Origin of the sequence: uncultured Campylobacter sp. (assembly GCF_937959485.1) — a bacterium.
In the GTDB taxonomy this organism is placed as follows: domain Bacteria; phylum Campylobacterota; class Campylobacteria; order Campylobacterales; family Campylobacteraceae; genus Campylobacter_B.
In genome coordinates this window covers 318,801-338,514 of record NZ_CALGPY010000005.1, presented here as the reverse complement: position 1 = coordinate 338,514, position 19,714 = coordinate 318,801, and the positions used below count along the sequence as shown (strand labels likewise).

At 43.2% G+C, this 19,714-nt stretch carries 24 protein-coding genes; 12 read left to right on the top strand and 12 right to left on the bottom strand.

The window, feature by feature from the left end; translation table 11 throughout:
* Position 1: 1 nt before the first annotated feature.
* From rplB to rpsJ, 5 genes are read right to left on the bottom strand one after another with little or no spacing between them, the layout of a single operon-like run.
* A complete protein-coding gene (rplB, locus tag Q0380_RS03620; RefSeq protein WP_298960287.1) occupies positions 2-832 on the bottom strand; it encodes a 50S ribosomal protein L2 in 831 nt (276 codons plus the stop codon).
* Position 833: 1 nt separating this feature from the next.
* Positions 834-1,115, bottom strand: coding sequence for a 50S ribosomal protein L23 (locus Q0380_RS03615; RefSeq protein WP_177387640.1), 282 nt, complete (start codon positions 1,113-1,115; stop codon positions 834-836).
* A gap of 1 nt (position 1,116) precedes the next feature.
* Positions 1,117-1,731, bottom strand: coding sequence for a 50S ribosomal protein L4 (gene rplD / locus Q0380_RS03610; protein ID WP_298960283.1), 615 nt, complete (start codon positions 1,729-1,731; stop codon positions 1,117-1,119).
* Positions 1,728-2,306, bottom strand: coding sequence for a 50S ribosomal protein L3 (gene rplC / locus Q0380_RS03605; RefSeq protein ID WP_298960279.1), 579 nt, complete (start codon positions 2,304-2,306; stop codon positions 1,728-1,730). The genes rplD and rplC overlap by 4 nt, the downstream gene beginning before the upstream one ends.
* 11 nt (positions 2,307-2,317) lie before the next feature.
* Positions 2,318-2,629 (bottom strand): 30S ribosomal protein S10, encoded by a 312-nt coding sequence (rpsJ, locus tag Q0380_RS03600; protein ID WP_005869011.1) that lies wholly within the window; start codon positions 2,627-2,629, stop codon positions 2,318-2,320.
* 261 nt (positions 2,630-2,890) lie between these two features.
* Between rpsJ and Q0380_RS03595 the strand changes: the two genes are divergently transcribed.
* The 3 genes from Q0380_RS03595 (at position 2,891) to Q0380_RS03585 (ending at position 4,919) form a co-directional block, all read left to right on the top strand.
* Positions 2,891-4,231 (top strand): hypothetical protein, encoded by a 1,341-nt coding sequence (locus Q0380_RS03595; protein ID WP_298960276.1) that lies wholly within the window; start codon positions 2,891-2,893, stop codon positions 4,229-4,231.
* Between the two features lie 82 nt (positions 4,232-4,313).
* Complete coding sequence (locus tag Q0380_RS03590) at positions 4,314-4,649, top strand: hypothetical protein (protein WP_298960273.1); 336 nt, start codon at positions 4,314-4,316, stop codon at positions 4,647-4,649.
* Between the two features lie 105 nt (positions 4,650-4,754).
* On the top strand, positions 4,755-4,919 hold the full coding sequence (locus tag Q0380_RS03585) for a hypothetical protein (protein WP_298960270.1): 165 nt from the start codon (positions 4,755-4,757) through the stop codon (positions 4,917-4,919).
* A gap of 858 nt (positions 4,920-5,777) precedes the next feature.
* Here the strand turns inward: Q0380_RS03585 and dapF are convergent.
* From dapF to coaE, 3 genes are all read right to left on the bottom strand, one after another.
* Positions 5,778-6,656 (bottom strand): diaminopimelate epimerase, encoded by an 879-nt coding sequence (dapF, locus tag Q0380_RS03580; RefSeq protein WP_298960265.1) that lies wholly within the window; start codon positions 6,654-6,656, stop codon positions 5,778-5,780.
* A gap of 176 nt (positions 6,657-6,832) precedes the next feature.
* Positions 6,833-7,753: a tetratricopeptide repeat protein gene (locus Q0380_RS03575; RefSeq protein WP_298960262.1), complete on the bottom strand. Its 921-nt coding sequence runs from the start codon at positions 7,751-7,753 to the stop codon at positions 6,833-6,835.
* A gap of 64 nt (positions 7,754-7,817) precedes the next feature.
* A complete protein-coding gene (gene coaE / locus Q0380_RS03570; protein ID WP_298960259.1) occupies positions 7,818-8,492 on the bottom strand; it encodes a dephospho-CoA kinase in 675 nt (224 codons plus the stop codon).
* A 73-nt stretch (positions 8,493-8,565) separates the two neighbouring features.
* Between coaE and purM the strand changes: the two genes are divergently transcribed.
* Together purM and Q0380_RS03560 are read left to right on the top strand one after the other, a co-directional pair.
* Entirely contained in the window at positions 8,566-9,549 is a 984-nt protein-coding gene (purM, locus tag Q0380_RS03565) for a phosphoribosylformylglycinamidine cyclo-ligase (protein WP_298960256.1), read from the top strand.
* Positions 9,550-9,659: 110 nt separating this feature from the next.
* Positions 9,660-9,953, top strand: coding sequence for a hypothetical protein (locus Q0380_RS03560; RefSeq protein ID WP_366806614.1), 294 nt, complete (start codon positions 9,660-9,662; stop codon positions 9,951-9,953).
* Between the two features lie 461 nt (positions 9,954-10,414).
* On the opposite strand, the gene Q0380_RS03555 is transcribed toward Q0380_RS03560, so the two are convergent.
* A complete protein-coding gene (locus tag Q0380_RS03555; protein ID WP_298960250.1) occupies positions 10,415-11,560 on the bottom strand; it encodes an iron-containing alcohol dehydrogenase in 1,146 nt (381 codons plus the stop codon).
* Between the two features lie 128 nt (positions 11,561-11,688).
* On the opposite strand from Q0380_RS03555, the gene Q0380_RS03550 reads away from it, so the two are divergent.
* From Q0380_RS03550 to Q0380_RS03525, 7 genes are all read left to right on the top strand, one after another.
* On the top strand, positions 11,689-11,967 hold the full coding sequence (locus Q0380_RS03550) for a hypothetical protein (protein WP_298960248.1): 279 nt from the start codon (positions 11,689-11,691) through the stop codon (positions 11,965-11,967).
* A 733-nt stretch (positions 11,968-12,700) separates the two neighbouring features.
* On the top strand, positions 12,701-12,868 hold the full coding sequence (locus tag Q0380_RS03545; RefSeq protein ID WP_291938627.1) for a hypothetical protein: 168 nt from the start codon (positions 12,701-12,703) through the stop codon (positions 12,866-12,868).
* A 9-nt stretch (positions 12,869-12,877) separates the two neighbouring features.
* Positions 12,878-13,633 carry a disulfide bond formation protein B gene (locus Q0380_RS03540; protein WP_298960245.1) on the top strand — a complete coding sequence of 252 codons (756 nt, stop codon included), beginning with the start codon at positions 12,878-12,880 and terminating at the stop codon, positions 13,631-13,633.
* An 8-nt stretch (positions 13,634-13,641) separates the two neighbouring features.
* Entirely contained in the window at positions 13,642-14,529 is an 888-nt protein-coding gene (locus Q0380_RS03535; protein ID WP_298960243.1) for a hypothetical protein, read from the top strand.
* A gap of 154 nt (positions 14,530-14,683) precedes the next feature.
* Positions 14,684-15,679, top strand: a complete 996-nt coding sequence (locus tag Q0380_RS03530) for an SMEK domain-containing protein (protein ID WP_298960240.1) — start codon at positions 14,684-14,686, stop codon at positions 15,677-15,679.
* Positions 15,663-15,896 carry an ABC-three component system middle component 6 gene (locus tag Q0380_RS10475; protein WP_366806612.1) on the top strand — a complete coding sequence of 78 codons (234 nt, stop codon included), beginning with the start codon at positions 15,663-15,665 and terminating at the stop codon, positions 15,894-15,896. The genes Q0380_RS03530 and Q0380_RS10475 overlap by 17 nt, the downstream gene beginning before the upstream one ends.
* A complete protein-coding gene (locus tag Q0380_RS03525; protein ID WP_298960237.1) occupies positions 15,868-17,550 on the top strand; it encodes a DUF2326 domain-containing protein in 1,683 nt (560 codons plus the stop codon). The genes Q0380_RS10475 and Q0380_RS03525 overlap by 29 nt, the downstream gene beginning before the upstream one ends.
* A 63-nt stretch (positions 17,551-17,613) precedes the next feature.
* Here Q0380_RS03525 and nrfD read toward each other — a convergent pair whose 3' ends face one another.
* Genes nrfD through Q0380_RS03510 form a run of 3 tightly spaced genes read right to left on the bottom strand, consistent with a single transcriptional unit; the run spans position 17,614 to position 19,713 of the window.
* Positions 17,614-18,501, bottom strand: a complete 888-nt coding sequence (gene nrfD, locus Q0380_RS03520) for an NrfD/PsrC family molybdoenzyme membrane anchor subunit (RefSeq protein ID WP_298960234.1) — start codon at positions 18,499-18,501, stop codon at positions 17,614-17,616.
* 2 nt (positions 18,502-18,503) lie between these two features.
* A complete protein-coding gene (locus Q0380_RS03515; RefSeq protein WP_298960232.1) occupies positions 18,504-19,151 on the bottom strand; it encodes a molecular chaperone in 648 nt (215 codons plus the stop codon).
* A gap of 10 nt (positions 19,152-19,161) precedes the next feature.
* Positions 19,162-19,713, bottom strand: coding sequence for a 4Fe-4S dicluster domain-containing protein (locus tag Q0380_RS03510; protein ID WP_297882056.1), 552 nt, complete (start codon positions 19,711-19,713; stop codon positions 19,162-19,164).
* Position 19,714 lies beyond the last annotated feature (1 nt).

The following is a 19,714-nucleotide window of genomic DNA, read 5'->3' as shown; positions in this document are numbered from 1 at the left end:
TTTATTTTCCTTTCCTTCTTGAAATTATAAGCTTATCGCTCGCTTTTTTATGGCGAGTTTTATAGCCCTTCGTCGGTTTGCCCCACGGAGTTACCGGATGGCGGCCGGAGTTTTTCTTACCCTCGCCACCGCCGTGTGGGTGATCGACCGGATTCATTGCAGAACCTCTGGTTTGAGGACGGATACCTCTGTGGCGGTTACGTCCGGCTTTACCGATGACGACGTTTGCCCACTCTTCGTTACCCACTACGCCGATACTAGCCATACACTCTGCAAGTACTCTTCTCATCTCGCCGCTAGGCAGACGCAAAATGACATATTTTTCCTCTTTACCCATAAGCTGAGCATAGCCTCCTGCGCTACGTGCCATTTGAGCACCTTTGCCAGGTTTTAACTCGATATTGTGCAGGATAGTTCCCACAGGGATATTTTTCATCTTCATCGCGTTGCCCGGTTTAATATCCAATCCGCCCTCGGCAGCGGCTACCACGTCGCCCACTTTAAGATCGTTAGGCTTGATAATATAGCGCTTCTCGCCGTCTGCGTATGAGATCAATGCGATACGGCAGTTGCGATTCGGATCGTATTCGATCGCCTCGACCTTGCCAGCAACGCCGAATTTATTTCGCTTAAAATCGATGATTCTATAAAGTTTAGCAGCTCCTGCTTGTTTATGGCGGCTGGTAATGCGGCCGTTATTATTCCTTCCGGCTGCGGCAGGAATTTTAATAAGCAAGCCTCTAACGCTAGCTTTTGCAGTGATATCCTCGCTGCTAAGCCCGGTCATAAATCTTCTACTTGGAGTATACGGTTTATAAGTTTTGATCGCCATTTTACGCCTCCACGCTTTCTAGGCTTGCGCCCTCAGGTAGCTTGACGTAGAATTTTTTCACATCGTTTCTAGCGCCCATTTTACCTCTAAATCTTTTTACCTTGCCGTCCTGTCTTAAAGAATTTATCTTTAGCGGAGTGATCCCGAAATAGTTCTTTAAAACGCTCTTTAGTCCGTTTTTCGTAACCGACGGGCTAGTTTGGATAACGACCACGCCGTTTTCTTGAAGACCGAGAGACTTTTCCGTATAAAGGATCGTTTTGATATCTGTTATATCTGCCATTTTAGTCCTCTTTCACTATTGATTCAAATGCCGCTTTTTCGAATACGATCGAGCCGTAAACTGCGATTAGGTAGGCATTGACCTCGCTTGCATCGACGACATAGCAATTCTTAAGATTTCTATAAGCCAAAAGAGTTTGTGCGTCTAGCTCGTTTTTAACGATCAGCGCATCTCTAACGCCCAGTTTCTTAATAAAATTTGCCGCGTCTTTAGTCTTGCCGCTTTTTAGCTCTAAATCGTCGAAGATAAAAATTTTACCCTCGTTTGCTTTCTCATTGATAGCAAATTCCAGCGCAAGGCGTTTTTGCTTCTTATTGACCTTCTGCTCGTAATTTCGTTCGTTAGTCGGACCGAATGCGACCGCGCCGCCTACCCAGACGTTAGTTCTAGTTGAGCCCGCGCGTGCGCCGCCACGACCCTTTTGTCGCCAAGGTTTTTTGCCGCCGCCGCTAACCTCGGCGCGAGTTTTAGCGTTAGCCGTATTTGCACGAAGCGAAGCAAGGTAAGATTTGACGTACAAATATAGATTGTGCGAATTGACTTCCGAAAATTTCGCAGGGATTTCAATTTCGCTTGCTTTTTCCAGTTTTTCGTTAAGCACGCTTACTTTACTCATTTTACTATCCTTATTCTGCCCATTGCGCCGTTAAATCCAGGAACCGAGCCCTTAAGCACTAAAATTTTATTCTCGGCATCAAAGCTTACGACTTCGTTTTTAGCAGTGATCGTTTCGTTTCCAGTGTGTCCCGCCATCCTCATACCAGGCTGAACGCGACCGGGCCACTCGCAGTTGCCAATAGAACCAGGCCTTCGGTGGAAGCGGCTACCGTGCGCTGCAGGACCGCCCGCAAAGCCATGGCGCTTAATAACGCCCTGATAACCTTTGCCCTTGGATTTAAAGCTTACTTTGACGATCTTGGCTTCGCTCAAAACATCTAAATTTTGATCGCCAAGCTCGGCATTTTCTAAGCTTAGAGTCGCAAATTTATTAAATTCCTTGCTTAGACTATATTTCTTTTGAATGCCGGCTATAGCTTTATTATACGCTTTGCCCTCTGCGTAAGATACGATAGCTTTTTTCTCATCGCAAACTTCGCAAATTTTGGTATTGATAAGTCGCAAAAGCGTCACGGGCGTGCTGCTCGTGTCGATCGTCCTACTCATACCTATTTTTTCTACAATATATTCCATTGTTTTACCCCTTATTTGCCCATCGCGTGAACTTCGACGTTGACTTCCGGAGCCAAATCAAGCTTAGTTAGCGAATCAACCGTATCTGGCGTAGCCGCTACGATGTCTAGCATACGAGCGTGAATTTTCATCTCAAACTGCTCTCTGGAGTCTTTATTTACGTGCGGAGATCTTAAAACGGTGTAGCGTTTAATCTTCGTAGGCATCGGCACGGGACCTCTGACGTCCGCACCTGTTCTTTTTACGGCTTCAACGATAGCCGAAACTGTGCGATCTAAAACTCGATGGTCATAAGCCTTGAGTTTTAACCTAATTTTTTGCATCACTTTTCCTTAATAAAGAACTTGTCGCAACGCGCGACCCTTTGTTTCAAACAAAAGATGCACATTATATAAAAGCGCTCCGGCTTTGTCAAGAAAATAGCCAAATTTTATTGAAATATTTCCTTTTCATAAGGAAAAATATGTAAAATTTTGGAAATTTCCAATATAAAAATTTTGGACAAATTTAAAATGGATATAAAAATCTCATAATATTTTTCAGATTTATTTCCTTTTAATAAGGAGAATTTTAAAATACCTAATATGAATGATCTAAAATTTTTTTACGAAAATCCGCCGGAATTTACGGCTTTTATCCCGCGCAAAAAAGATGTAAACTCTCCCAAAACTATAATCTACGGAGTGCTAAATTCCGGCAAAAGCGCCGTGCTAAAAAATGAAATTTCAGAACTTAAAAAAGATGAAATTTTGTACCTAAATTTAGCCGATCTACGCCTTGAAGAGGCGGTAGCGAATGATGCAATTTTTGCGGCTAGAAATAGTGCAGGCGATACAAAGGTTAGCGAAGTAAACGAGCATGAAATAAGCAGAGAAGCTACGTTAGACGCGGAAATTTCGGATACGGGCGAATTTTATCGCGCCGCCATAAAAAATACAGATCCAAAAAACACAAAAAATGCGAGCACAGGCGGCTCAAACAACATAAAAAATGCGGAGTTCTACGGTGCAAAAAGCAGGAGCGAGAATTTCTTCCGAGAGATCAAAGAATTTTTAGCCGCCAACGAGCAAATTTCATCGCTTTTTTTAGATAATTTTAGTAGCGCCGATTTTGAAATTTCATCGCTTCAAAGCTTCGCTGGGAGGCTAAATTTAAAGCGCTTTATAATTTCTACTCGCGATAAAGAGTTAGTTTTGCCAGGCTTTGAGCGGCTTGAGCTTTTGCCGCTTTCATTTGAAGAATTTATCGCCTTCGATAAGCGCCACAACGAGATAAACTCGATGATTTCGGCGTTTTTAGCCCAAGGCGGCGGCGCAAAAAGCCCCTTCATAACCCCCGCTGAAATTTTAGAATTCGAGCAGAGGCTGCTTACGGCAAACTTTAGCCGCACGGAAATTTTAATCCTAAAAGAGTGCCTGGGCTTCGTCCACGCCGCGTTTAGCGTAAATAAAATTTACACCGCGCTAAAGCCGCGCATCAAGATCTCCAAAGACGCCGTATACGGCACTATCGCCAAGCTTGAGCGGGAAAATTTCATCAGATTTTTAAGCAAAGCTGGCGAGCCCGCGCGCGCAAAAAAACTATATTTTTCGCATTTTAATATGCGCGAAATTTTAACGAGTAAAAAGGACTTCTCGAAAAAATTTGCCAACGTCCTTTTTTGCGAGCTTTTGGGGCTAAATACACCAATTTTTTACACAAAAGAGTTGGATTTTTACCTGCCTGCTCTAAAGATGGGGGTTCTCGTCATCCCATTCAGCGACGCGGACATTATCTTTTTAAAATTTCGTAAAATTTTAAGCGTGCTCAAGAGGCTCGGCATCACGAGCTTAAAAGTCGTTTCTATGGCAAACTCCGGTAGGCTCGAGATTGAGGGTATTCGCTGCGATGTCGTACCGTTTCATGAGTTCGTGCTTAGCTTCTAATTATTGACATTTCATATCATAAAAATACAAATTTTATGATATAATTTTGGTAAACCCATATCAATTACGCAAGGGAAAGCCGATGATCAAATTAAAAGACAAACTCATTTATGAAACGCTAAAACTGGTCGAATCGCAAGGCAAAGAGGGGCTTTTGTGTCGCAATAAGCAAAGCGATGCGGAGTTTATGAGACCCGTGAACGAATTCGCAGCTGCGAGTGGACGCAACTACACCTCGGTCAAATCGACTCTTGATATAATTCATAAAAACTGGGGCTATCTGCAGCGCGAAAGTATAAAGGACACGGGGCTTGATGCGGGCAAGGCGTCGAAGATTTTCATCTACCGCCTATGCGAGTCAGGGCGAAGCTTTATCGAAAAATACGAAAAGGAGCTCGTCCAAAACGCCGATAAATAGCCCAAAATTAAAAATTTTAAGCGCCGATTAGATAGAATTCTTTAATTTCACGTGGAGTGACAGAATTTCGTTTTTGTGCTGCTCGCCTTAAAAAAGGAGATGAAAATGCTAGATTTTATAGTAAAAATATTCGCATGGAAAGCTGAGTGGGAGGTAAAAAAGGAATATGACAAAGAATTTGGCGATCTATCCTCCATGCGCTCAATCCTGCGCTTTATAATACTTCTTATCATACTTAGCATTTTGATTAAATTTCAATTAAGCGTATGAAAGATACATTTTTAGACATTGCGCTCGTTTTATTCGGCATCGCTATGCTCGTTGCGATGCGACAAAAATCTTTATTAAAATTTATAATTTTCGTCATGATTTTAGCGCTCGCCAGAGAGTTAATCATTAGATTTTATGCCTAGTTTCGGCGAAACCGACGCGGATGGAATTTAAAATTTAAACGACAAAATGACAGCGCGGCGGAATTCGGCGGGCGCAAATTTAAATTTCGCCGTAACGGCACTATGCTTTTATCGTCGTTATTAAATTCTACCGCGCTTCAAGAATTGCCGTATCGATAAATCTAGCTTTTATCGTCAATGATAGATTTTACCCGCGGCGAGGATTTGCGCTTGATACCGCGCTTTCTGCTATTGGTAGCGAAATTTCACTAGTGCAAATGCGACAGAATTTCACTAGTGCGGACACGGCGGATTTTTTGCGGTGGCAGTAAAAATTATAAACCGAACGAGCGGGCTATAGCGTAAATTTTATAACACTATAACGCTTAAATTCTATAAAAGCCCAAATTAATTCGATACAAATGTAAAATTCAAGCAAAATTTTAAATTTAGTAGCAAAATTCCGCATGCTGAAATCTTGAAATTTTATTTCATAAAATTCCGAAATTTGGAATTAAATTTTGCAGTGAAGCGGCAAATTTTACTTCGCAATTAAAATTATTACGCAAACCATACCCTGTAAATTTTAAAATTTCATCATCATAAAATTTTAAAATTCCAATGCCGTATTGCAAATATATTATTTTATAAAACGGAGTGAAAAGCGAAATTTTGTATAAATCGCACTCGAAAATTTTACGGATTCTCGCGCAAACCGGCTTCAAATTCCGTCTGCCTACTCCACGTATCCGATAAATTCGCCATCGAAAGTATGCCTAACGTCGCCGCGAAAGTAAATTTTACCTCCATCTCCTAAGCGCAAATTTAGCATTTCGCCGCTTGCAGGCATCACGCGGATGTCGGGAGCTAGCCCCATATTTTCGACGCCTGCTATGAAGCATGCTGCCATCCCCGTACCGCATGCGAGAGTTTCTGCTTCTACACCGCGCTCAAAGGTGCGTACCTTTAAAATTTTGCTTGCGAGGCGGCTTTGAACTAACGCATAATTAACGTTAGCGTTATACTTTTCACGCAGATCGCGAGCCAGCTCGGCGTCGAACTCATTTAAATCGCTAACAAAAGTTACCAAGTGCGGTACTCCTGTGTTATAAAAATACCACGTTAGCCCTGCCTCCTCAAAGCTCTCGCCAAGGCGTTTAGGACGAGTTAACATTACCTCGACGTTAGCTACTAACGCGTGAGCGTTAGGACGCAGATTGAAAATCTCGCCGAAGCTTACATTGCGTAGCTCGCCGCGCATACTCTCGCTCAAATTTCCGCCGAAAATACCGAAAATCTCGCCGCTAATTACGCCTGCGCCGCTTAGGAATTTCATACTCTGCGCGGCCAAAAAATTCTCATACGCATACATGCATACCGCTCGCGAGCCGTTGCCGCACATATCGGCGCTACTGCCGTCGCTATTGTAAAATTCCCACTCAAAGTTTATCCCCTCGATACCGTTAAATTTCGGTAGCACGACGATGAGCCCGTCAGCGCCCACCCCATCACGCCTATCACATAGCTCGCGCGCTAGCTTGGATCTATCCGCCTTAACTGAATCCGTAAATATTACGAAATCATTTCCGCTCGCATTGTATTTTGAAATTTTCATCATCTACCTCGCAAATTTTTAAAATTACTAACGCTCACTAACGCTTTATTAAAATTTTACTTCTATCTAAATTTAAGCGCATCGCTTATTCCTAGGCTTTACTAAGACTAAAGTTACTAACTATCTTCTTTCGTGAGCCCATTTTGTTATGCGTTTTTCGCGCTTGATGTTAGAGCCTACCTCATAGCCTTTAAATGCTCGCAAGCATCAAATCTACCGAGCTTGCAAGCCTTTTCATAAAGCTCGCGTGCCTTCTTTTTATCTTTCGCTACGCCCCAGCCCTTTTCGTATTGATACGCTAAATTTGAGCAGGCTAACGGCTCGTCGCTTTTTTCGCACGCTTCGCTAAAATACTTCGCAGCAAGCGCATGATCCTTTTGCCCGCCATCGCCCTTAAAATACGTAACGCCCAAATTTACGCACGAATCCGTGTGTCCTCGCTCACAAGCCCTCGTAAAAAATGTCCTAGCCCTGTCCGCGTCTTTTTTCACGCCGTCGCCGAGGACGTAGCTAAGCCCTAGGTTATGGCACGCCTCTACTTGCCCCATCTTGCAAGCCTTGATCAAAAGCTCGATCGCCTTTTTCGTGTCTGGATAGACGCCGAGCCCCTTTTTATAGTTGTATGCAAGGCTCGCGCACCCCTCGCTGCTGTTTTTCTTACAAGCATCGCTAAAAAGCTCATTTGCCCTCTTGCGATCCTGCGCTACCCCCTGCCCGTCGTTGTAGAGCAACCCCAAATAGACGCAGCCCTTCTGCTCGCCGAGCTTGCACGCCCTGTCGTAATAGCGCGCGGCCTGCCTGAAGCTTCTATTCGAGTCGTATGCGTAGCCTAAATTTGCGCAGTCTAGCGCATTTTCCTCGCCGCCAGCGTCGCAGTTGCGCTGTAGCTCGTTTATCACGCGGCTTAGTTTTTTACAATCCATCTCGCTCCCAGCGGCGCAGCCCTTCCTTAGATCGTCGATCTCCGCCGCAGCGCCCGTCGCAAATAGCACGGAGAGCAAAACCCTTCGCGCCGTAAATTTCAACCACTCTTTAAGCGGCGCACTTTTAAAATTTTGAAATTTAGCGCCCTTTTGGGCACAGCTACCGATCCTCATCATCTCTCCTTTATTTTTAGTCTCATCTCAATTTGCGTAGAAATTTTATGCAACCGCGCAAGGGCTAAATTTCATATTCTAGCTCTTTTAAAAATCTCTCCACCGCGGCCTTAAGCGCGAAAAGATCACCGCTATTATCTATAACAAAATCCGCCATAGCGCGCTTTTGCTCGATATCCATCTGCAGCTCCACGCGGTGCTTTGCGGCGGCATGATCGAGCCCGTTTCGCTTCATCACGCGCAAAATCAGCGTATTTTTAGGCGCATAAACGACCGCCGCTTTATCGAGAAACTCATACCTCTTGCCCTCGAAAAACAGCGGAATATCGACGAAATAGAGCCTTCCTTTCGCCTCTAAAGCCCGCGCCTGCGATAAAATTTCAGCCTTTATCTTCGGATGCAGCAGCGCTTCGAGCTTTGCGAGCTCCGTAGGGTTTTTAAACACCAGCTCGCCTAGTTTTTTTCGGTCCACCGAAATACAGAGCGCGGACGAAATTTCCTGATCGCCGCTAGCGTTAAATTCCGCTTGAGGGTTCAAATTTGCAGCCTGTACGTCTTTTTGCGCGACGTATTTCGCGCCGAAAATTTCAGCCACCTGCGTAGCGCAGCGATCAAGAACGCAATGCGAAATCTTATCGGCATCGATGATCTCAAATCCGCGATCACGAAGCAGCTCGCAAACCGCGCTCTTGCCGCTTCCGATGCTGCCCGTGATGACGATGGAGTGTTTAAATTTCAAGGTGAGCCTTTATAGCGTTTTTATTCGATTTTAGCTAAAATCTGCGAAATTATACCATCTTGGAGGATAAAATTTGATAAGCTACAAAGACGCGGGCGTCGATATAGACGCGGGAAATGACTTCGTAAACGCGATAAAACTATTCGTCAAAAGGACGCAAACTCCGCACGTTTTAGGCGGTATCGGCTCGTTTAGCGGCGCGGTGAGGCTACCTGCAGGCTACAAAAAACCAGCTATCCTAGGCGCTACCGACGGCGTGGGCACAAAGCTGCGACTAGCGATCGACGCGCGTAAATTTGAGGGCGTCGGTCAAGACCTCGTCGCGATGTGCGTGAATGATCTCATCTGTAACTTCGCCGAGCCGCTATTTTTCCTCGACTACTACGCGACGGCGAAGCTTGAGATCGCTGATGCCAAAGAGGTCGTAAAAAGCATCGCCGAGGGCTGCAAACTCGCGCGCTGCGCGCTAATCGGCGGCGAGACGGCCGAGATGCCCTCGATGTATGAAAAGGGCGACTTCGACCTCGCAGGCTTTGCCGTGGGTATCGCAGAGGAAGACGAGATCGACCGCAGCAAGTTCGTGCGTGAGGGCGACGTACTCATCGCGCTTCCTAGCAGCGGTCTGCACTCAAACGGCTTCTCGCTCGCGCGCAAAGTGATCGCCGAGCTTGGGCTAAAATTTGACGACAAAGTGGACGGTCGCGCGCTCATCGATGTGCTTTTGGAACCGACCAGGATTTACGTCGGAGACTTTTTAAATTTAAAAGACAAGATCCACGCGCTCGCGCATATCACGGGCGGGGGCATAGTGGAAAATCTGCCGCGCGTATTCCCTGAGGGGCTGGGTGCGAAGATCAAGCATGCCGCGATCCGCACGCCCGAGATATTTAAAATCATCGCGCAAAAAGTGGAGCCGGCAGAGATGATAAGGACGTTTAATATGGGCGTTGGTATGATCGTCGTAGCGTCGAAAGAAAACGCGGATTTCGTACTAGCAAACACCGATGGCTACGTCATCGGAGAGGTTGTAAAAGGCGGGGGCGCGCAGCTCGTGTAAATTTGAAGCGATAAAATTTGCCGCTTTTTGCCAAAGCAGAGTTTATATTTAGACTAAATTTTCAAGCCGGTATTGCGACAGCTTCCAAAAACAGCGCCGAGAATTATTATATGATAGGCCTAGCGGACGACGAATACGACTATAAGAACTATCTGCTTTTTCAAAGACCGATCAAGCTCGGGCGGTACGAGGACGCAGACGCGCCGCATAACGGCTTATACGCCGAGTGCAACGGCGACGTGTGCTATAATGGCTGCAAGGCTGTGAAAATCACTAGCGAGCTTATTGTTTTTGAAGTCCAAGATAGCGTTATCGCCGTGGATATCAGCGGCGTTAAAATTCCCAAACGCTTCATTCAGTATTGCAAAGAAATTTTCGGTGATCTGCTTAGCATCGAGGGGTAAATTTATGCGCAGCGGCACGCAAAAGCAAATTTTGCAATCACAAATATAAAGCCGAGATTAAAATTTAACGAGCGAATTTTTAGATAGCGCAAGATAAGAGCATTTAAGCAAGCCATTAAACGCGATAAAACTTCGCGCTAGAGTAAAATTTATTGCGAGATTTGCACATCGAATTCAATGCGAATATTATGCGACAAAAATTTACCCTGCCAGACCATAGCCAAATTCCACGCTCGATCTGTGGCCGCTTCCACTTTAAATCAGGCACACTGCCTATCGCTGCCGCCCTCTTGCGGCAAGCGCCGTAGACTTAAGGGATACGGACGATCATCTAGCGATCCACGCTGTCGTTTGCTTTTTTGGAAAGGGCTATCACTAGTGCGTCCACACTGCCGCCTGCCTTTTCGGAAAAGGGCGATCACTCGCCCCTTCGGTTTAAATTTTATCTATGCGCTCGCGCCTTATTTTGCAAAATCTAAAATTTTAGCGATATTTTCGCGGCTGTAGAGCTCCGCCATATTCCACGCTTTGGCGTTTGTCGCGGCTACGTCTATGACCTCGTCTAGCACCTTGCCTTCGATGCCAAGCTGCGTGAGGCTAGTAGGCGTGCCGATCTTATCAAACCACGTCTTAAGCGCCAGGATGCCCTCATCCGCGCTTTTAAGGCCGAAAATTTCAAGCGCGAAACGCTCAAACGCGCTTAAATTCCTATCCTTATACCACCTCATCCACGCAGGCATTACCACGCTAAGACCGGCTCCGTGCGCGCAGTCCACGACCGCACTCATCGCATGCTCGATCATATGATTCGGATAGCCGAAGCCGCCCACACCCACGTAAGTTAGCCCGTTTAGCGCCATCGTCGCAGCCCACGCAAACTCGGCACGCGCGTCGTAATCACTCGGATCTGCAAGCAGAGCTTCGGTCGTGCGGATGACGGTTTTGATGTTAGCTTCGATATAGGCTCGCACGATATCTGGATGGTCGCTAGCGGTAAAATACCCCTCGATGCTGTGTGCGATGATGTCGCTCGCGCTATATACGAGATACTCGCGGCTGACGGTTGCTTGCAGCTGCGGGTTTATGACCGAGACCTTCGGGTATAGACACGGCGCGCTGATCGCGTATTTTTGTTTGGTCTGCTCCTTAGTCACCACGCCGCCGCAGTTCATCTCCGAGCCCGTCGCGGCAAGGGTGATGATGTCAAAAATTTTAAGCGCGGCGCTAGGATTTTTGCCGGTGAAAAAATCCCACACGTCTCCCTCGTAGCAGGCGCCCGCGGCTACGGCTTTTGCGGAGTCCAGCACGCTTCCGCCGCCTACAGCAAGCACGCTATCTGCGCCAAATTCTTTGGCGAGCTTGATTGCTTCGTTTACCTTGCTTAGCACGGGATTTGATTTTATGCCGCCAAGCTGCGTAAATTCTATACCGCTTGCCTTTAAGCTGCTCTCCACGACGCCCATCAGACCACTCTTTCGTACGCGTTCGCTGCCGTATAGTACGAGAGCTTTTTTCGCGCCCACTTCCTTCATATACTGCCCGATATGCTCCTCTTTACCCTTGCCAAATTCTATCCTCACGGGGTTGCAAAAACTAAAATCTCTCATCTTATCTCCTTGAAATAAAGTTGCTAAATTATAGCCTTTTTTAAAATTTTGTGGTAGCGCGATGGTCCAAATTCCTTGCCTAATCGTGCAAATTTAAATATAACCCGCGTAAATTTAAAGGAGCTTAGATGAATGAAGCAGATAAAATTTTAAAAGACGCCGCAAAGATTACCGGCGAGCTGTATCTCTCCTACGGACACGTTCAGACGCCCATACAAGCGCTTAGCTTCTACCGCCAAAGCGAGCCCTCGGACTTCACGCGACGATCTATGAGCCTAGCGTATGTTTGTGCCTGCGCGGCGGCAAAATGGTGGAATTTAACGGCAAACAGCATCACTACGATACGCAAAAATTCCTGCAATACTACGCCAAGCCCGCTTGATTTTCAAAAGCGTATTAGGTTGTAGGAAACTAGATATATCTTACAAAACGGCGGCACGAAAGCGTCGCAGGCGGCTTTTGACGTCGGATACGAAAGCTCGTCATAGTTCAGCAGGGAGTACGCGAGGATGTCTGCATGCCGCCTAAAGCCCACGCGCAAACATTTCGCGACTAAGAACGAGCAAAAATTTAAAGTGATCGGCTTGGGTAAGCTTTGTAAAATTTCAAAATTTCATTGCGCAATGCAAGCCGAAATAACTGCACAATAAAACAGCATCCGCAACCGACATAAACCGATCGCAAAGTATTGCTTGCTATCAACGAGGCGGCGTCCGCTACCGAAACGAGCACTCAGTAGGGGAAAACGCGGTGCGAGAATACAGCCTAAACGTAAGAAGATAGACATAATGCAAGAGACCGCCCCGCCGCAAGAAAAACGGTGCGCCCCAGCGATGATTGCCCTCCACTTGCCTGCCGCCGCGCTAAAAGTCATTGTTCATCTTCTTGCTAATTTTATAATTTCAATCGCGTGACGTTTTATCACGCGACTCGCACAAGCAAAATCAGGCTAATCGAAATGCTTTAGATAAATTTAAATCAAGCTGAAATAGAAAAAATTTTCTTAAAAATGGCTATTTTAGTATCATAAAATTCCATAAAAAATTTATTTACACTGATAAAACACAATTTTTAATATATGTCTAATAAGCAAAATAGTAATATTTTACGATATTAAATTTCAATAAGAAAGGAGAAAATATGGAATTTTTAATGGTTCTGATGTTTTTCGTCGCGGGCCTTTTGTTGTGGTTTAGACCTGAGAAAAAGCGCGCAGTTATGGGCTTTGGTATCGCGGGTATCGCTATACTCGTCATCATGATGGCGTGGGTGAATAAATTTGCCGTCGTGCCTATGGGAAATTTTTAGGAGCGAGCAATGAAAAGTTTGCAAGATAAAATGCCTCAAAGCTTCATTCGCGGCGCCGAAATTTCTGCAGGCTGGGGCGAAGATGAAAAGCGATTTTTCAATCTTTTCGCCCTCGCGGCACTCGCTCTCATCGCTTTGCCCGTAGGTATCGCATGCCTTGTTTTGGGCTTTGGTATGGGCGATAGTCCCTGCATCATGTGCTGGCACGAGAGATTTTGCATGGTAGCGATCTCATTCGTGGCTTTGCTGATCGTTAGATACGGATTTACTGTCAAATACCTAGCCGTAATCCTCTTTTTAGCATGCCTTGGGCTATACGACGGCTTTTTGCATTACAGCCTAGACGGCACGGGCGGCGGCTACCTCGACATCAAGCAGGGCTTCGGGCTTGAAATTTTAGGCGCACACACGCAGTTTTGGGTCATAGTGGTGCATTTTTGCGTCATTATATTTTTGGGAGTGATTTTGCTGTTAGGCAAAAACGTAGGTAAAATAATGCAAAAAAGTGAAGAGGGCGCATACGGCGCGGTTCTGCCGAGCTTCGCGCTAGGCAAGATAGCCGTGGCAGCCTTTGCGATCATCATGGCTTTTAATTGCGTGCAGGCCTTTATCACCGCAGGCCCGCCGCCCTATCTAGCCTCCGCGACGCCTTCGCGCATGAGCATCGATCCGTCAAAGTGGTTTTGGGAGCTTGATCACTGGGAAGAAACCGAAATTGATTTTCGCGAAAGCTGGAATCCAAAACTACCGAATTTACCGAAGTGAGGCTGAAGATGAAAAGATTTCTAAATTTAACCCTATTGTGCGCCACACTGGCGTTTGGCGGCGAGTTTAATCTAAATCCTGCAGACGGCGCAGTGACAAATTTAACGCCGCTACGCAAAAGCGGCGAGATAACGTTAAATTTAAACAATAATAACCCAGTCACGGGGCTTGACTACGACGCGGCGAGCGGAAGCTTCTTGCTCGGTACGCTAAAATTCGAGCTCTACGAAATGGACGGCGAGCTAAAAACCGTAAAAAGCTATCTACGAAGCACGCCCGATTGGATAATGCAGATGGAAGAAACCGTCGCAGCGAGCTTTTTTAAAGGCTCGGTAGGGCTCATGAGCTATAATAAAACCTATGAGTTTTTCAAGTCCGCACCGAACCAAAGCAAAGAGGAAGCAAACAAGGCGTGGCGTTATCTGCACGATGGATACGAAAATTTCACGCTTGATTTCAAAGATCGCTACTCCACCGTACGCGCCAAACAACAGTATATCCTAAGCTGGGATCACTCGGACTTTTACGGAGAGTTTTTCATCGCGAGCGTGCCTGATGATATCAAGCAAAGCTGGAGTGTGGCGAGCTTTAGCGACGCCGATAATCTACTCTCGAGCGAATTCGTGCCGAGTTTCGATGAAGTCCTCGGCGTAAAAGATGGCAGAGACATAAGCGACTACTACGTCACGGGCATGGACGCGCAAGGCGAGTTTATTTATCTGCTTTCAAAGCAATACTCAAGCATCCTAAAACTCGATCCGCGTAGCAGAAAGATCGCGGAGGTTTATAGCTTTGAAGGCGCAAACGATGCCCATGCACTCGCTATCAAAGAGGGTAAATTCTACGTCGCGTCCAGAGAAAACGGCGTGAATAAAATTTTTATTTTCGAGAGATAAAATTTAAGCCGTCTTTGGCGGCTTTATACATTAAAATAAAGAATTTTATACAACAATACCACTTTATAACAATGAAGGTTATATTTTGTATATTTCTTATTCTTTACAATATTTTTAGTCAAAATTCTATATAATGAAAATGCAAAGGAGCAATATGAATCGAGAAAATTTGATAAAAAGTATAAATCAAGGTATTGCTTTAACTAGATATCAAATAGAACAAAGACAGGTTTTAAATGATTACTCTCTGAATATATATTCCGAAAATCTCTACAGAGATATGCTAAACGTTATATATGGATATGATCTTGAAAATGCCAATGCCGACAATAAAAATGCAGAGTATATTGACCTAGTAGATGATAAAAATAAAATTTTTATCCAAGTTACTTCGACAAAAATAAAAGCAAAAATAGATAATACTCTTAAAATTTTAGAAACAAAACCGGATTTTAAAATCAAAATCTTATATTTATTAGACAAACCTAGTCTGCGTGATAGTAGTTTTGATGAATGGAGAAACAAATATAGTATAGATGTTGAAAAATGTCTAATAGATACAAAAGACTTATTAAAAGATATCAACAATCTAGAGCAAACAAAACTGGAAAAAACTTATAATTTTTTTGATACCCAAATTTTAAAAAACTATACAACAGAGATGGTTTTAAATTTAGTAATCAAGCATATCTTAAGGCAATACCGAAAAAGAGATATCAATTTTTTAGATGATTTTAACAATGCGAAAGAAGTCGGTAAAAAACTAGAGATAAATCATCTCAACGAAAGAATAAGTGTTGAAATTAGGCGCGGATTAGATTATAGAGATAGCATAGAAAAGCTCAATGACGATATAACAATGTCTGATTTGCAGGACTTTATAGTACATGAAATATATAGGGTGATATTGTTAAAACATATCAAAGGGGTAAATACTAATGTTGGCAACATAGAAATAAAAGGTGTCGATGAACTACACTATGATTTTTATAATTCTTTAGACTTTAATAAAATATTTATCGAGCTATATAATGAGATTACAAGCTACTTTGATGTAAAAGATTTTAATGAAACAAACATAACTTGGATAATTATTAGTTATTTCTTTGAAATTTGTGATATAGGTGCAAAAAATGATAATGCCGACTAAAATAGTTAAACCAGTTGATTCAATAATTAGCATATCTGCATATATACTTAAAATTTTAAAAAATGGCAGTATTAATACAGACGATCTACTTAGAGAGCTAAATGGAGTTTACTTTAAAGAAATTACTATTGAAAAAATGCTTTTGTGTATAGATTTTTTATTTATAATCGGCAAAATAAGGAGCGATAATGATATTATTGAGCTTAATTTGCGATAATCCAAGATTTAAAGCTTTAAAATTTAATAAAGATCTAAACATAGTAGTAGGAAAACAGCTAAACCACGATCAAAAAGATACAGTAAATGGCATAGGCAAAAGCTTGTCATTAGAAATGCTTCACTATATGCTAAATGCAACAGTTTCGCAAAAAATGAAAGATTTTTTAAAAGACTATGGAAAATTTAGTTTAAGTTTTATACATGGTAATAAAAACTATACGGTAGAGAAAAAATTTGGAGAGAATAAGTGGAATATAAATGATAAGAAATACAATCAAAAAACTTATGCAACCGAACTAAATAACATTTTTAGTCAAACAATAAAATCTAATAAAATTTCTTTTAGACAGGTATTTAATTGTTTTGCCAGAAGAAGCGGATATTATGATACGTTAAGACAGCAAGGCATGGATATAAATGATTACAATCAAAGACTTGTTAATCTTTTTTTGTTGGGTATGGATATAAAGTTGCAAGAGGAAAATTACAAGCTAAAAGATGCACTAAAGAGTTTAAATAACGCCAAGACAGAACTAGAAAAATATGAAAAACAAGTACCGAAGAAAAATATCAAAGATATAGAGGATGAGATACTAAGTACGCAGGAGAATTTAAATCGATTTATTGTAGCTAAAAACTATAATGAATTAAAAGAGCGTGCAAATTCTTTGACTGGAAATTTAAATAATATTAGAAATGAAATTTATAAACTCCAAACAAATATGGCGATAAAAGAGACGAATTTACTCACGTCCGAAAATATAAGTATAGACCTAGAAGAGATAAAAAACATTTATGACGAGGCTAAAGTATTTTTTGAGGACAAAGTGTTAAAAAGACTTAATGAGGCTCAGGACTTTCACAATCAATTAGCAAAAAGTAGAAAAGAGAGAATTTTTGCAGAAATAGATGAAATACGCCAAAAACTCAAAGAACTAGAAGATGAAAGAGATTTGATAGGAAGCCAAAGAGATGGGCTTTTAAAAGACCTAAAAAATAGTGGTGCATTAGAGGAACGAGATGCATTAAAAGATAGGATATTGACGCTAGAAAAAGAAAAAAAAGACTTAGAAATTTATAGCATAACTTTGGAAAATTTTCAAAAAGATAAGACTAATATCGACTATAAAATAGCAGAGATCAAAAAGGATACAATTAAATATATAGAGGATAATAAGCTTAAGATTGATGCTATAGAAAACAAATTTAGAGATATCGTTAAAAAATTTTATAACAACAACGGAGGCTCTCTTAAAATCACAATGATTCAAAATGCAAAAAATTTGTTTAATATAGATGTGGAAATCCCCAAAGACGGTTCTTTGTCTATCGGAAATGTGAAAACCTTTTGCTATGACATGTTGCTTTATACATTAAATCCTAATATATTAGGTTTTTTAGCACATGATGGCGAGCTATTTTCAGAAATGGATAAAAGGCAAAAAGCCACCATCTTTAAAATCATATTAGATGAGGTTAGAGGTGGCAATTTGCAGTATTTCGTAAATATAGGGGATACTTCATTTAATGAGATATTAAATGACGATACGGGTATATTAAATGATAAAGATAAAAAATTCATAGAGTCAAAAGTAATACTTCAGATTAGCGAAGATCAGAATACTTGGCTATTTGGTCAAAAGTTTGATTAATATATTGACTGTATAAAATAAATAAAAATTTAAGATGAAGCAGTAAAGCTTCATCTTAATAATCTAAAATATATAGACTGCGCCAAGCACGATGAAGGCTCTTAGGCAAAAACCGCCTATGAGTACGCCGTATTCGTTATAGACGCAGCTTTTTATCTCTTCATTGCCGCGAGCGCAGACGCTACCGTCTGCATTTACGCTGCAGCCGCGAAGCATAAATTTGCTTCCGCCTAGCAGCGGCAGAGCAAGCCCAAGCACGACAAAGCCTATCCAAAACATCGGCGCAAGCGAGCCGCTGACTATCTTAGTCACGCTAGCCATGCCCGCAGCCTCGCTTCTCACGCTAGCAAATAGCGCTAGCACCGCAACGATCTCAAGCGCAACTAACGCGACGTGAAATTTATGCGCGCAGTGGCTTAGCCCGTGCCCTGCATTTAGCGTAGCGGCGGCGTTTGCGCTAAGCCCCGTGGAGATCGCAGAGATCGTAAATAAAATCGGTAGCCACACGCTAGCCCAAAGCGGGATCGCCTTTACGACGTAAAGCAGTAGCCCCGTATATCCCATCACTCCAAGCGCCAAAATAGCTCCGAGCGTGAGCATCATATCGCAAATTTTACCGCTCTTTTTGATCTGCAAAAGCACCAAAACGCTAATTACGATGAAAAACGTAAGTAGATACGTACCTATGCTCATCATCGAAACCGGACGCGTGTAGAGCTGTAAAATTTTAAGAGGATTTATCGCAGCGCTCGGCGCCAGGTCAAATAGCAAAAGCGCGGTTCCTATTATTACCGCAACGGGTGCTAGCAGAAAGCCGAACTTATAAAACCTCTCGTTTAATGAGCCCAAAAAGCCCTTGTAAGCCAAAGCCGAGCACAAAAACGCCCCGGCGCCTAAACCGCCTAGAAACAAATAGATGACTATGAGCCATCCCCAAGTCGTCTGTACCATTGTCATTCCTTTAAATTTTTAAAAATTCCAGGATCTTTTAGTGCACTTTTAAGCGCATCCATCTCGCTATTTAAGTAGAGATTTAAAAAGCTTCCGAAACTCTTCCAAAGGTCTAAATTCGCGTGCTCGTCGCAGCGAGCGGCAAATTTGCAAAACCACTGCGACGGATGAGCGGCGATAAATTCCGCCTTTTTACGCAGAATTTCATTAAATTTAGCCTCATCCTCCACCTTTAGCGCGCTAAAACTTAGAAAATAAAGATATTGCAGCTCGTACCCGATGAAATCGTCGGGAAATTTATCAAGCTGCGCATCCTCGAGTTTTAGCCCCGAGCTCTCGTAAAAGCTTCGCACCTGCATCGTCTTTGCCCCAAACATCGTTTGATAGTCGAAATACACCGACTCGTAAGGCTCGGCTTTGGGGCGCTTAGGACCTACGAAGAGCCTATTGAATTCGTAGCGAATTTCATCGATTAAGCTTGGCTCGCTTTTGCATTTGGCAAATTCGAGGATAAGCTTATGCTCTTTAAGCTTAGGCGCGAAATCCTGCGTCAAATTTAAAAGCTCGTCCAAATTTTCACCGGTAAGAGGCACCAAAAATACCTGCCTCAAAAAGTCCTCGACGCAAAAGCTCTGCTTTAAATTACGCATCTTTTTATCCTTAGTGGATAAACTCATTGCGCTTCATGCGAGGATAGAAGCGGATATTCGGCTTTGTAAAAAAGCGTTTAAAGCCCGGCATCTCCTTCTCCATCCCCGCGCTATCGCTCACGTCGCTATCGACTAGCTTTAGCACATCGCAAGGACAGCCCGCTACGCACGCAGGCTCCTCGCCGCGCTCGAGCTTCTCGGCACAGAGGTTGCACTTTTGCGCTTTGCCGTCTTTGCCCTTGGTTATCGATCCGTAAGGACAGGCTACGATGCAGTATCCGCAGCCGATGCATTTATCGTGCAGCGGCTGAACGACGCCGTTTTCGAGCTTAATGTAAGCTCCTACGGGGCAGACGTCCATACATGCAGGCTCTTCGCAATGGTGGCACGAATGCGAGATGAAAATTTCTTTTTCAATCTCATCTTCATGGATGAGCATCATATCGACATGGCGCCAGTTGATGTCAGGGTCTTGATTATGATAGACCTGACATGAAATTTCGCACGCCTTACAACCTATGCAAAAGTTGTAATCAAATAAAAATCCTTGTTTTCTTTTCATT